Raw genomic sequence first — 13,873 nt, forward strand, 5'->3', positions numbered from 1 at the left:
AAGGGTTTTATTTTATGGCAACGTGGAACAGCAGAGGGCTTCGAGGCTCCACTTTGGAGGAACTTGTCAATCGTACCAATGAGCAGTACCGCGAAAAAGGACTGGCTCTGATCCAGAAAATTCCAACTCCCATCACGCCGGTAAAAATGGACAAGAATACAAGACATATCACACTGGCATATTTTGAACAGAAAAGTACTGTAGATTATATCGGAGCAGTGCAGGGAATTCCTGTCTGCTTCGATGCCAAAGAATGCTGTGTAAAGACCTTTCCCCTTGCAAACATTCATCCTCATCAGGTAGCTTTTATGGAGGAGTTTGAGAAGCAGAAGGGGATTTCTTTTTTTCTGATCTATTTCAGCGCAGATAATGTTTTTTATTATCTTACTTTACGCAAACTGAAAGAATTCTGGAAACGGATGGAAGAGGGCGGACGAAAAAGTTTCCGCCGGGAAGAATTGGACGAGGAATTTTATCTTCCGGCAAAAAGCGGATTTCTGGTTCCTTATCTGGAGGGGATCCAGAAAGATCTGCAATTACGGGATTGACTTTTGGAAAAGTTTCCTATATAATCAAATTTAAGTTTTTCTGTGGTAGCATGGTAGCGAACTAAAGCGAAACGCAGAAAATTCAAAAAGTGTTACGGAGGAAATGAACATGCAGCGTATTTTTCATACACCTGAAGGTGTGCGGGACATTTATGGAGAGGAATGCAGCCGCAAAAAACGGCTCCAGAGGGAGCTCCACCAGGTGTTTTCAAGATATGGATATGAAGATATAGAAACACCGGGATTTGAATACTTTGAAGTGTTCAGTAATGAAGTGGGAACAATCCCATCCAAAGATCTTTATAAATTTTTTGACAGAGAGGGAAATACCCTTGTTCTAAGGCCTGACTTCACACCATCGGTTTCCAGAGCGTGTGCTACATATTTTGATCCGGAAAAGGGACCGGTAAGACTTTGTTATACAGGAAATACATTTATCAACAATTCCAGTTACAGAGGACAGATGAAAGAAAATACCCAGATGGGTGTGGAGCATATGGGAGATGATTCCGCAGCAGCAGATGCGGAGATCCTTGCCATGACAGTAGAGTGCCTGAAAGCAGCAGGACTTACAGAATTCCAGGTTAGTGTGGGTCAGGTAGATTATTATAAATCCCTGCTTGCAGAAGCAGATCTGGAACCGGAGATGGAAGAACATCTTCGTGAACTGATCTCCCAGAAGAATTATTTTGGTGTGGAAGAACTTCTGAAGGGACAGAATTTAAGCGAGAGCCTTTCAGAAGCTTTTGCGGAACTGCCGCAGATGTTCGGTTCCGTGGAAATTCTGGAAAAAGCAAAAAAACTTACCTCCAATCCGGAGGCACTTTTCGCAGTAAAACGTCTGGAAGAGATCTACGAGATCCTGAAAGTATATGGCTGTGAGAAATACATTGCTTTTGATTTTGGAATGCTCAGTAAATTCCGTTATTATACAGGAATCATTTTCCAGGCTTATACATATGGAACCGGCGAACCACTGATCAAAGGTGGACGTTATAACGAGCTGATGAAACATTTCGGAAAACCGGCTTCTTCCATCGGATTTGCCATTGTGGTTGATAACCTGATGCTTGCTCTTTCCAGACAGAAGCTGACCGTTCCATCCGGTGATAAGACCGTTGTGATCACCTATGCTCCGGGAGAGCTGAAAAAAGCGATCCAGGAAGCAATTACACTTCGAGGAGAAGGTAAAAAAGTGGCATTATGCCCGAAAAAGGAGGAGCAGGAATAATGAGATATCTTACATTTGCCCTCACAAAAGGGCGTCTGGCCAACAAAACACTGGATATGTTTGAAAAGATCGGTATTACATGTGAGGAGATGCGTGACAAGGATTCCCGTAAACTGATCTTTACCAATGAGGAACTGAAACTCAGGTTTTTCCTTGCGAAAGGCCCGGATGTGCCGACTTATGTAGAGTACGGTGCCGCAGATATTGGTATCGTAGGTAAGGATACCATTCTGGAAGAGGGAAGAAAACTTTACGAAGTTATGGATCTGGGATTCGGAGCATGCCGCATGTGCGTATGTGGCCCGGAAAGCGCCAGAGAAGTTTTAAATAACAACCAGCTGATCCGTGTTGCTACCAAATACCCGAACATAGCAAAGGATTACTTTTATAATAAAAAACACCAGACGGTGGAGATCATCAAACTGAATGGTTCCATTGAGCTTGCACCGATCGTAGGTCTTTCCGAAGTCATCGTGGATATCGTGGAAACAGGAAGTACCCTTCGCGAGAATGGTCTGAAGGTGTTGGAGGAAGTCTGCCCGCTGTCTGCCCGTATGGTAGTCAACCAGGTCAGCATGAAAATGGAAGATGAAAGGATCCGTAAACTGATCACAGAACTTCGAAACGTTGTCAAATAAGCTGTGAAGCTGTTTATTTGCTTATGAGCATGTAGTGGAACGGATTGTGAATAAATACAGAAAGAAGGCAGAAGTTATTATGCGTAAGGTAAAACTCACCAAGGAATCTACAAAAGATATTCTGGAAACTCTCTTAAAAAGAAGTCCTAATAATTATGGCAAATATGAGGATGCAGTAGCAGATATCCTCGCAAAAGTAAAGGCAGAGGGAGATGAAGCGCTGTTTGCTTTTACCAGAGAATTTGATAAAGTTGAAGTGACAAAGGAGACGATCCGTGTTACACCGGAGGAGATCGAGGAAGCTTATAAGCTGGTAGATCCGTCTCTGATTGATGTGATCAAAAAAGCGCTGGTAAATATCCGCAGCTATCATGAAAAGCAGCTTCAGAACAGCTGGTTCACAAGTACGACAGACGGTACTATGCTTGGCCAGAAAGTAACTGCACTGAACCGTGTAGGTGTTTATGTTCCAGGCGGAAAAGCTGTATATCCATCTTCTGTACTGATGAATATCGTTCCTGCCAAAGTAGCAGGTGTGGACCGTATTGTAATGACAACCCCTCCGGGAAAAGACGGAAAGGTGAATCCAAGCACACTGGTTGCTGCCAATGAGGCCGGTGCAGATGAAATTTATAAAGTGGGCGGTGCCCAGGCTATCGGAGCTCTTGCATACGGAACTGAGAGTATCCCGAAAGTGGACAAGATCGTAGGACCTGGAAATATTTTTGTTGCCCTTGCAAAAAAAGCAGTTTATGGTTATGTCAGCATTGACTCCATTGCCGGACCAAGCGAGATCCTTGTTCTTGCAGATGAGACTGCAAATCCACGTTATATCGCGGCAGATCTTCTTTCTCAGGCAGAGCATGATGAGATGGCGTCCGCGATCCTGATCACAACAAATGAAGAATTTGCAGATAAGGTTGACGCAGAGGTAAAAGGTTTTGTTGAAAAACTTTCCAGAAAAGCTATCATCGAGAAATCTCTAGAGAATTTTGGATATATCCTGATCGCAGAAGATATGGACGAGGCCATTGAGGCAGCCAATGAAATTGCCTCCGAGCATATGGAGATCGTCACAAAGAATCCGTTTGAAGATATGATGAAAGTACGAAATGCAGGTGCGATCTTTATCGGAGAGCACAGCTCTGAGCCTCTTGGAGATTATTTTGCAGGACCGAACCATGTACTTCCTACCAATGGAACCGCGAAATTTTTCTCCGCACTTTCTGTAGATGATTTTATTAAGAAATCCAGCATTGTGTATTATTCCAGAGAAGCACTCCGGAAGATCCACAAGGACATTATCCAGTTTGCCACATCGGAACAGCTGACTGCACACGCAAACTCCATTGCGGTCCGTTTTGAGGAAGAGGATAAGGAGAACGAATAATGGCAAGAGAAGCACTGATCGAAAGAAACACAAAAGAAACACAGATCCGTCTGCAGCTGAATATTGACGGAACAGGAAGTTCCGATGTTGATACAGGTATTGGCTTTTTTGATCATATGCTGGACGGCTTTACGCGTCATGGACTGTATGATCTTACTTTGAGAGTACACGGTGACCTGAATGTGGATGATCATCATACTATTGAAGATACAGGTATTGTCCTTGGAAATGCGATCCGTGAGGCAGTTGGGGACAAAAAAGGAATCAAACGTTATGGCAGCTGTATTCTTCCCATGGATGAAGTTCTGGTGCTCTGTGCAGTGGATCTTTCCGGAAGACCTTATCTTGGATGGGATGCGGAGTTTTCCACGGAGAAAATAGGAGATATGGCAACCGAGATGGTGAAGGAATTCTTTTATGCAGTGTCTTATTCCGCAGCAATGAATCTTCACATCAAAGTTCTTTCCGGCGGAAACAGCCATCATGTGGCAGAGGCTATGTTTAAGAGCTTTGCCAAAGCCCTTGATGCGGCAACACAGTACGATTCCCGGATCACAGACGTGCTTTCTACCAAGGGAAGCCTCTGATACATAAAGGAGACTACTTATGAACAAACAGTTGATCCCATGCCTTTATCTTCAGGCAGAAAAGGCAGTAACAGGATTTGGACAGAGAAATCTTTTCGGAGATGGAAATGTAGAGACACTTGCAAAATTTTACGGCGACAATGGAGCAGATGAGCTTCTGGTGTTTGACTTTTCTTCCGCAGATGCTGAGCATGGCCGTGCGATCGGAAAGATCCGGGATATCTGCCAGGCATCCGAGATCCCGGTGATCGCAGCAGGAAACATCAAACGTATGGAAGACGTAAAAAAACTGATCTATGCAGGCTGTGCCAAGGTTGTATTAAATTTTTCAAAGAAAAGTAATATTGAGCTTCTTGAGGAAGTATCCAGACGTTTTGGAAAAGAACGTATGATGATCAGTATTTCTGATCTGAAGGAATTTACAGAAAATCAGGAGCTGATCGAAACTTATGCAGACAGTGTTCTGGCTCTGGATACAGTGGAAAATGAAATCGCACAGATTTCGCAGATTTCCATTGTTCTCCACACGGACGAAAGCAGTCAGGAAAAAGTTCTGGAGCTTTTAGGGGAAACCGCCGTGTCCGGACTTTGCGGTGCTTATGTGAGCAGCCTTGAAAATGATCTGCATACATTAAAAGAGACCTGCGAAAAAGCCGGAATTCCGGTGAATACCTATAAAAGCAATATTGCATGGTCCGATTTTAAATTAAACAGTGATGGAATGGTTCCAGTTATTGTCCAGGATTACCGGACAGATGAAGTGCTGATGCTGGCCTATATGAATGAACTGGCTTTTGATACTACACTGAAACTGGGAAAAATGACATACTGGAGCCGCAGCCGGAATGAACTCTGGACAAAAGGCCTGACATCCGGACATGTACAGTATGTAAAATCCCTTACCATTGACTGTGACAATGATACGATCCTTGCCAAGGTGGATCAGGTGGGGGCTGCCTGCCATACAGGAAACCGTACCTGTTTCTTCAAACCACTGATGAAGAAAGAGTACGATGATACCAATCCACTCCACGTATTCCAGAATGTGTACGATGTGATCACAGACCGGAAAGCGAATCCGAAGGAAGGTTCCTATACCAATTATCTTTTTGATAAGGGAATTGACAAGATCCTGAAAAAAGTCGGTGAAGAATGTACAGAGATCGTCATTGCCGCCAAAAATCCGGATAAAGAAGAGATCAAGTATGAGATCTCAGATTTTCTCTATCACATGATGGTACTGATGGTGGAAAAAGGTGTCAGCTGGGAAGAGATCACCAGAGAACTGGCAAAAAGATAGAATTAAAAAAAAGACATATACAATTTTGGTTAGGCATGGTATACTTATCGGAACAAAGTGCGGAAATATAAGAAAAAGGGAAAGGGAAACAGCCAATGATCAAAATTGATGACTGGGTGATCGAAAAAGGAGAAAAAGCACAAGGTAAGATTGAGATCACAGGATGCGGCATGGCGATGCCGGCGACTGTGATCTGCGGGGTGGAAGACGGACCGACGATCCTGATCACAGCAGGAGTACACAGCGCCGAGTATGTAGGAATACAGGCGGCGATGGAACTTGCGAAAGAATTTCAGCCGGAGGAACTGAAGGGAAATGTGATCATCATTCCGCTGGTCAATGTCAGTGGATTTGAACATCGTACCATGAGTATGGTCTATGAAGATGGTAAGAATCTGAACCGTGTTTTCCCGGGAGATCCTGAGGGGACAGCTGCAGACCGCATTGCCTATACCATGGTGACGAAACTTTTTTCCATAACGGATTATTATATTGATCTGCACAGCGGAGACGGATATGAGCAGCTTCATCCATATGTTTATTATGTAGGGGTTGTAGATGAAGAGACGGCAGAGAAGTCCTTACATATGGCAAGACATATCGGTGTCAAATATGTGGTCCGCTCTACAACTGCTACAGGTGGTGCCTATAATTATGCTTCTTCTCTTGGAATTCCAAGCATTCTCATCGAGAGGGGCGGACACAGTTACTGGACCTGGGAGGAAGTGGAACAGGACAAAAGAGACGTCCGTCATCTTGTGTTTCATCTTCAGGGGAAGAAATGTCACGGACTGAAACATTACCGTCAGATGCTTCTGGAAAATGTGGTATATGAATATGCACCATATACCGGATGCTGGTATCCATCCAAAAAGCCTGGAGAGTACTTCTTTAAAGGAGAAGACCTGGGTGAACTGAGAGATTACTACGGAAACCTGCTTTATACATCCATTGCAACAGAAAATGGAGTTGTACTTTATCAGACAGCCAGCCTGAATATTATTGAGGACGGACCGATGATCGCCTATGCAGCGATCACAGAGACGCTGACCTGATATTCGCAGAGCTTTTCCACCAAAAATTGTTTTATTCAATTCCTATAGAAGCGATAAGAAAACCGGATTTTACCGTTTGTTGTTCTGTTTGTAAAAACAAACGCGTAAAATCCGTATTTTTTTGACAAATCGGATAAACTCAGTTGTTAAATACCTAACGGGGTATATGTACAATTCAAACAGCTTTGACAAAATTGATAAATATTCTAAAAATACAACATTTTTCTATGGACAACAGCAATAGATTTATCATATAATAAATCCGTAATTTAACAGCATTTGCTGATTTTTACATCAGTCGTTGCAAGTTCCGAGAGGATTAATAGGGAAACCGGTGTAAATCCGGTACGATCCCGTCACTGTAATGGGGAATCCTCAGATAAAATACCACTGGCCGGGTGCGTGAGAAATAGGGCCGGGAAGGTGTCTGAGGGTGAGGAGCCTGAGTCAGGAGACCTGCTTGTAATTGTTTTAAGATGATTCTTACGGAAGATAGGAAGCAAGTTTTTTTGTGTGTGCCCGTATTTCGTCACGGGCTTTTTTCGTGCGTATTTCTAAAATTCCATGCATTTTCTGCATATAAAGAATCCCATTATAGTTATTATTATCTTATATAAGTTGAAACGGCTATGCTAAAAATCACATCAAATGAGGAAAGGAGTAAAACGTGACAAAGAAACAAGTAGGAAAAAGATTTCTCCAGATTATCATTGTATTATTTGGAATCAGCTTTTTCACATTTGGACTGACCTACCTGTCACCTGGTGATCCTGCGGAGATCATGTTGACAGAGTGTGGTAATCTTCCAACACCAGAACTTCTGGAACAGACAAGACATGATCTCGGCCTTGACCAGCCATTTCTTGTGCAGTATGGTTCCTGGCTGAAAGGTGTTGTAACAGGAGATATGGGACAGTCCTATTCTTTCAAAATGCCGGTAACGGATAAACTGGTATCCTGTTTCTGGCCGACGCTGAGGATGTCGTTGCTGGCACTTCTGATGATGGTCATTATTTCCATACCGCTTGGAATACTGGCCGCTGTATATCAGAACAAATTCCCGGATTATTTTGTAAGAGGAATTACCTTTGTGGGAGTATCTGTTCCAAGCTTCTGGCTGGGCCTGATCCTTCTCAGCATCTTTGGTGTTCAGCTTCGCTGGATCAATGTTGCCGGAGGCAGTACAGATTTTAAATCCATGATCCTTCCGGCGCTGACACTTGCACTTGCCATGTCTGCAAAGTATACCAGACAGGTAAGAAGTGCAGTACTGGAGGAACTTCACCAGGATTATGTCACAGGTGCAAGAATGCGTGGGATCAAGGAAAGAGTCATTCTCTGGAAACACGTTCTTCCTAATGTAATGCTTCCGCTGGTAACACTGCTGGGGCTTTCCCTTGGAAGTCTTCTGGGAGGTACTGCAGTTGTAGAGATCATTTACAACTGGCCTGGAATGGGAAATATGGCAGTAAAGGCAATTTCCTGTCGTGACTATCCTCTTGTACAGGGCTATGTACTCTGGATCGCGATCCTGTACATGTGCATCAACCTGCTTGTGGATCTGTCCTATACTTATCTCGATCCAAGACTTAAGGAGGATAGATAATTGAAAAAGGTATTACGAACATTCAAAGAAAATAAACAGTTCACTCTTTTCTTTATTCTGGGTCTCGTGGTGATCGGTGTTGCGATCTTTGCACCGCAGCTTTCCCCATATGATCCGTTGGATGCAGTTATGACCGAATCACTGCAGGAGCCAAGCTCCGCTCATCCGTTCGGAACGGATAAGCTTGGACGAGATCTTCTTTCCCGTGTTATCTTCGGAACAAGAACCTCTCTGATCATGACCTTATGTCTGGTTGCGGTGATCTTTGTGATCGGTACATTTTTAGGAGTTATCGCCGGATATTTCGGTGGTGTTGTGGATGCAGTGATCATGCGTATCGCGGATATGATGATCTCATTCCCCGGCCTTGTTCTGGCCATTGCCATTGCCGGTATGCTCGGACCGAATCTGGTCAATGCCGTTATCTCCATTGCGGCTGTAAGCTGGACAAAATATGCCCGCCTTGCAAGAAGTATGGTTTTGAAAGTCAAGAAGAGTCTTTACATAGAGGCAGCTGTGGTAAACGGAACAAAGACCTGGAAAATTCTTCTTGTACACGTTCTTCCCAACATGGTAACCCAGATGGTGGTAACTGCAGCGGCAGATATCGGAACCATGATGCTGGAACTGGCTTCCCTTTCATTCCTGGGATTTGGTGCAACCGCGCCGACACCGGAATGGGGACTGATGCTGAATGAAGGAAGGACCTACATGGCAAAAGCGCCATGGCTTATGATCTACCCTGGTATCGCTATCGTGATCTGTGTTGTTGTTTTCAACATGCTTGGAGACAGCATCCGTGATGTACTGGATCCGCGCCAGGATCAATAAAACAACTCTGTAACAAACCAACACCATATGATCAGTATTATTTATCTTTAGGAGGATGAAATGAGAAATAACGTAGTTAAAAAAGTGCTGGCTGCTACACTTGCATGCATGATGACTTTTTCCATGACAACAGTGGCTCAGGCAAAAGGTGACAAAAAAAGTGATAAGGAGATCACCATCGGAGTAACAAGCTTTGCAGATACACTGGAGCCGACAGAGCAGTATTTCAGCTGGGTAGTATCCCGTTATGCGATCGGAGAGTGCCTCACAAAATTCGATGAGAACGGTGAGATCGTTCCATGTCTTGCAGAAGAATGGGAGAACAGCGACGATGGAAAAACATGGACCTTCAAGATCCGTGAGAGCGTAAAATTCTCCAACGGCGACGATATGACACCAGAGATGGTAAAAGCTTCCATCGAGCGTACCGCTGAAAAGAGTGACCGTGTTCCGGAATTCTTTGATCTCGACAGCATCGAGGTTGATGGACAGAACCTGATCTTCCACCTGAACAGAGCAAATGCAAACATGGCCGGATGCCTTGCAGACCCGCTGTTTCTGATCGTAGATACAAATGTAGATGATTCTACATTTGCCATGGAAGGACCGATCTGTACAGGACCTTACGCAGTAGAGTCCTTCAACCCGACAGATTCCTGTGTCGTAGTAAAAAATGAGAACTACTGGGATGGAGAAGTTCCCCTTGATAAAGTTACACTGAAATGTGTGGATGACCAGACAACACGTTCCATGGCTCTTCAGACAGGTGAGATCGATATCGCTTACAACCTGAAAACAGAGAACCTGGTTGAGTTTGAGGGAAATGACAATTACGACATCCAGGAGCTTCAGTCTCTTCGTTCCACCTATGCATTCATGAACCAGAACGAGGATCATGCACTCAGCGATAAGGCACTTCGCCAGGCACTTCTCCGCGGACTTGATAAGGAGACATACTGCAACACTCTTCTTGAGGGTGGTGCAACAGCCGGTAAAGCACCGGTTCCTCCAACACTTGACTTTGGATTCGATGATCTGAAAGATGAGAATGCTTACGATCCGGATGGCGCAAAGAAGATTCTTGAGGAAGCTGGATACAAAGATGTTGACGGTGACGGATTTGTAGAGACTCCGGACGGAGATCCGCTTGTTCTTGATTTCGTTATTTACACAAGCCGTGCAGAGCTTGGTGTATACGCACAGGCAGCACAGGCCAGCCTGAAAGAGATCGGTATCAATGTAAACCTGAATACTGTAAGTTATGAGACACTTCTTGACATGAGAGATTCCGGTCAGTATGACCTTCTGATCTGGAACGTACTGGTTGCCAACACAGGTGATCCGGAGAACTACTTAAGAGAGAACTGGTACAGCTCTTCCGCAAACAATACTGCAGGATACAACAATCCGGATGTAGATAAGCTTCTTGATGAGCTTGCTCAGACATTCGATGAGGATGCAAGAAAAGATCTGATCATCGACATCCAGCAGGATATTATGGATGATGCAGCAACTGTATTCTTCGGTTATGAGACAACTTATCTCTTCTCCAATAAGAAAGTAACTGGAGTTAAGATGTATCCGATGGATTACTACTGGCTGACAAAGGATATCACTCTTGCCGAGTAAAGGAGCGTTTATTTATGCTTGAAATCAAGGATCTTTCTGTTCAGTACGGAAAGCAGGCACCTACCATTGAGCATTTCAATCTTTCCATGAAGAAGGGTGAGATCATCAGTGTTGTAGGAGAGAGTGGAAGTGGAAAAACAACCGTGATCCGTGCTGTCCTCGGCGCTCTTGCCGGGGGTGGCCGGGTCAGTGCCGGTGATATTCAGTTCAACGGACATTCCCTGCTTTCCAATACCAAGGATGAATGGAGAAATTTAAGAGGTACCCGCATTTCCATGATTTTTCAGGATTGTGGTGGAACCCTGAATCCGATCCGCAAGATCGGAAGCCAGTATGTGGAGTATATTTGTACACATACTGACGTATCCAAAGCAGAAGCATGGAAAAAAGGCTGCTCCATGCTTCAGAAAATGCGTCTTCCAGACGCGGAAAATATCATGAAAAGTTATCCTCACCAGCTTTCCGGTGGTATGCGCCAGCGAGTTGGTATTGCCATGGCTATGACTTTTAACCCGGAACTGCTTCTTGCAGATGAGCCGACCAGTGCCCTGGATGTAACCACGCAGGCACAGATCGTACGCCAGATGATGGAGCTCCGTGATGATTTCGGAACCGGCATCATCATCGTTACCCATAACATTGGTGTAGCGGCTTATATGGCCGATCAGCTGGTTGTTATGCAGCACGGAAAAGTTGTGGATCAGGGAACACGTGATGAAGTCATGAATCATCCGACCAGTGACTATACAAAGAAACTGCTGGCTGCAGTGCCGGAAATGGAGGGACAGCGTTATGTTTAAGGAATCCGATATCGTGCTCAGTGCAAAACATATCGTAAAACAGTTCCCGGCTTCCGGTGGCAGAACATTGACAGCCTGCAATGATGTGAACTTGAATGTTTATAAAGGAAAGACTCTGGGAATCGTAGGAGAGAGTGGCTGTGGTAAATCCACCTTTGTCCGTATGGTCATCTCTCTTGACAAGCCGACCAGTGGCGAGATCCTTTATCATGGAAAAAATCTCTCCAATCTTTCCAAAAAAGAAACCTGGCTGAACCGTCAGAATATGCAGATGGTATTCCAGGATCCACTGGCATCTTTTGACCCGAAAATGAAGATCGTGGATATTCTTACAGAGCCGCTGATCAATTACGGGAAACTGAAAAGAAGCGAAAAAGAAGCCAAAGCCAGAGAACTTCTGAAAATGGTAGAACTTCCCGGAGATTTTGTAGACCGCTATCCTCATAACATGAGTGGTGGTCAGAGACAGCGTATCAGTATTGCACGTGCACTTTCCCTGGAACCGGAGATCCTGGTGTGTGATGAGGCGACTTCTGCACTTGACGTTTCTGTACAGGAGTCCGTGATCCAGCTGCTGGTACGTCTCCAGAAGGAGAAAAACATCAGCATGCTCTTTATCTGCCATGACCTGGCGCTGATCCGTTCTTTTGCTCATCAGATCGCGGTAATGTATCTTGGAAATATCGTGGAGGTAATTCCAGGAGAGGATGTTGCAGAAAAATCTCTTCATCCATATACACAGGCTCTTCTTGGCGCTCAGTTTTCCATTCATATGGATCAGAACAAAAAGATCGAGAGTATTGAAAGTGAGGCTCCAAGCCCTCTGGATGTTCCTCATGGCTGCCCGTTCCAGAATCGCTGTGAGCACTGCATGGAGAAATGTAAGACGATCCGTCCGGTGCTTACAGAGGTAGAGTCCGGACATGAAGTAGCCTGCCATTATGTAACTGAGAAATAAAGAAAGGCAAAAAACAGTATGACATTAAAAAACTTTAAAGTAATGGGCATTCTGCTGTTGTTGCTTGCCGTTTTTGCAGTTGGCGGGAAAAAAGTTTCCGCTGCTGTGGAAGACAGAGATGTTCAATATACAATAGGTGTTGTAGTATATAATCAGAACAGCCCGGAAATGAACATGTTTATGAACTATTACAGAGAATATATCCAGCAGGGATTTCCGGTAAAGTTCTATTTTTCAGGCAGCATTAATTCTGCAGAGGACGAGATCAATTTTATCCGCGCAATGAAGCTGCAGGGCGTAAGCGGAATCATTTCTTTTTATGGACAGGATATTCAGAAGATTGTAGAAGCCTGTGATGAAGAAGAAATGTATTATGTTCTTGGTTCCGGAAGTATCAGCGATGAAGATTATGACAAGGTAAAAACCAGCCCGTATTTTCTTGGAAGTGTAGGACCGGATGCAAAGGCAGATTATGAAGCCGGCTACAATATGGCAGATTATTTTGCAGATGCAGATACCAGCAGTTATATTGTGCTGACCGGTGGTTCTTCCGCAGGAAACTACATGCACCTTCAGAGAACCATTGGTGTTCTGGAAGGACTGGCTGAAAAAGAAGGACTGACTTATTCGGAGGATGTTGAAAAACTTGCGTCATCTGAGAAAACAACGGTTGTAGATGCAGGAAAGGATGATGTCAGCATTACCATCTGCCCTGGATATATGACAGATCCGAAAGGAATCAATAACCTGAAACATGCTTTTGTAGATAGAAATTATGATGCAGTTCTCTGTACCTTCAATGTAGATGAGATCATGAAGACGATTACTTCCAAGGAAGAAGAGCAGGGCTCCAATATCAAGGTCGGAGCTGTTGACTGCTTCTCCATGGAAAATCATGATGAGATCAATGATAACGATTCTTTTGGTAATCCGAAGATTGATTACATTGCAGGAAAATATGCATCCATGGGCGGTCCTGCATTTGCGATCCTGTACAATGCAATGTCCGGTCATCCGGAGGCAAACACCGATGATGCAGATAGCAATACTGTTCGTCTGTATCAGGGATTCTGGAGCGCATCCGATAAAGATACCTTCAATGAGCTTTACGGATATACACAGGATATTTACGAAAATGCATACAGCTGTGCGGATCTGATGAAAGTTATCAAAGCTTACAGTACAGATACCACACCGGATGATCTGAAAGCACTGACAGAAGCGTACACAGTGGAAGATGTGCAGAAGCGTATTGAGGAAAACTAAACAGAAATTTTGGAAAAGAGCTGGGCTGTCTTAT

Annotated in this window: 13 protein-coding genes and 1 riboswitch; all 13 genes read left to right on the forward strand. The window is 44.2% G+C overall.

Annotated elements, in window-relative coordinates; genetic code table 11:
* The first annotated feature begins 14 nt into the window (after window positions 1-14).
* On the forward strand, window positions 15-548 hold the full coding sequence (locus G5B12_RS02825; RefSeq protein ID WP_021976574.1) for a Holliday junction resolvase RecU: 534 nt from the start codon (window positions 15-17) through the stop codon (window positions 546-548).
* Window positions 549-657: 109 nt separating this feature from the next.
* Complete coding sequence (hisZ, locus tag G5B12_RS02830; RefSeq protein WP_174087701.1) at window positions 658-1,779, forward strand: ATP phosphoribosyltransferase regulatory subunit; 1,122 nt, start codon at window positions 658-660, stop codon at window positions 1,777-1,779.
* Window positions 1,779-2,417, forward strand: a complete 639-nt coding sequence (gene hisG, locus G5B12_RS02835) for an ATP phosphoribosyltransferase (protein ID WP_118062901.1) — start codon at window positions 1,779-1,781, stop codon at window positions 2,415-2,417. Before hisZ ends, hisG begins: the two co-directional genes overlap by 1 nt.
* A 79-nt stretch (window positions 2,418-2,496) precedes the next feature.
* Window positions 2,497-3,807 (forward strand): histidinol dehydrogenase, encoded by a 1,311-nt coding sequence (gene hisD, locus G5B12_RS02840; RefSeq protein WP_021976577.1) that lies wholly within the window; start codon window positions 2,497-2,499, stop codon window positions 3,805-3,807.
* On the forward strand, window positions 3,807-4,394 hold the full coding sequence (gene hisB, locus G5B12_RS02845; RefSeq protein ID WP_174087702.1) for an imidazoleglycerol-phosphate dehydratase HisB: 588 nt from the start codon (window positions 3,807-3,809) through the stop codon (window positions 4,392-4,394). The genes hisD and hisB overlap by 1 nt, the downstream gene beginning before the upstream one ends.
* A gap of 19 nt (window positions 4,395-4,413) precedes the next feature.
* Entirely contained in the window at window positions 4,414-5,694 is a 1,281-nt protein-coding gene (hisIE, locus tag G5B12_RS02850) for a bifunctional phosphoribosyl-AMP cyclohydrolase/phosphoribosyl-ATP diphosphatase HisIE (protein WP_174087703.1), read from the forward strand.
* A gap of 95 nt (window positions 5,695-5,789) precedes the next feature.
* Window positions 5,790-6,749 (forward strand): M14 family metallopeptidase, encoded by a 960-nt coding sequence (locus G5B12_RS02855; RefSeq protein ID WP_118062897.1) that lies wholly within the window; start codon window positions 5,790-5,792, stop codon window positions 6,747-6,749.
* 288 nt (window positions 6,750-7,037) lie between these two features.
* Window positions 7,038-7,227: riboswitch (cobalamin riboswitch) on the forward strand.
* A 189-nt stretch (window positions 7,228-7,416) separates the two neighbouring features.
* Window positions 7,417-8,355 carry a nickel ABC transporter permease gene (nikB, locus tag G5B12_RS02860; protein ID WP_174087704.1) on the forward strand — a complete coding sequence of 313 codons (939 nt, stop codon included), beginning with the start codon at window positions 7,417-7,419 and terminating at the stop codon, window positions 8,353-8,355.
* The gene (nikC, locus tag G5B12_RS02865) at window positions 8,356-9,186 is read left to right on the forward strand and encodes a nickel transporter permease (RefSeq protein WP_118071437.1); all 831 of its coding nucleotides are present in this window, start codon (window positions 8,356-8,358) and stop codon (window positions 9,184-9,186) included. It abuts the gene before it with no gap.
* Window positions 9,187-9,246: 60 nt separating this feature from the next.
* Window positions 9,247-10,815: an ABC transporter substrate-binding protein gene (locus tag G5B12_RS02870; protein WP_174087705.1), complete on the forward strand. Its 1,569-nt coding sequence runs from the start codon at window positions 9,247-9,249 to the stop codon at window positions 10,813-10,815.
* A 14-nt stretch (window positions 10,816-10,829) separates the two neighbouring features.
* A complete protein-coding gene (locus tag G5B12_RS02875) occupies window positions 10,830-11,615 on the forward strand; it encodes an ABC transporter ATP-binding protein (RefSeq protein ID WP_021976429.1) in 786 nt (261 codons plus the stop codon).
* Window positions 11,608-12,573: an ABC transporter ATP-binding protein gene (locus G5B12_RS02880; RefSeq protein WP_021976430.1), complete on the forward strand. Its 966-nt coding sequence runs from the start codon at window positions 11,608-11,610 to the stop codon at window positions 12,571-12,573. The genes G5B12_RS02875 and G5B12_RS02880 overlap by 8 nt, the downstream gene beginning before the upstream one ends.
* 18 nt (window positions 12,574-12,591) lie before the next feature.
* Window positions 12,592-13,839, forward strand: a complete 1,248-nt coding sequence (locus tag G5B12_RS02885; RefSeq protein ID WP_118071434.1) for a hypothetical protein — start codon at window positions 12,592-12,594, stop codon at window positions 13,837-13,839.
* Window positions 13,840-13,873: the final 34 nt, after the last annotated feature.

This window comes from Blautia sp. MSK.20.85 (genome assembly GCF_013317245.1).
Classification (GTDB): domain Bacteria; phylum Bacillota; class Clostridia; order Lachnospirales; family Lachnospiraceae; genus Blautia_A.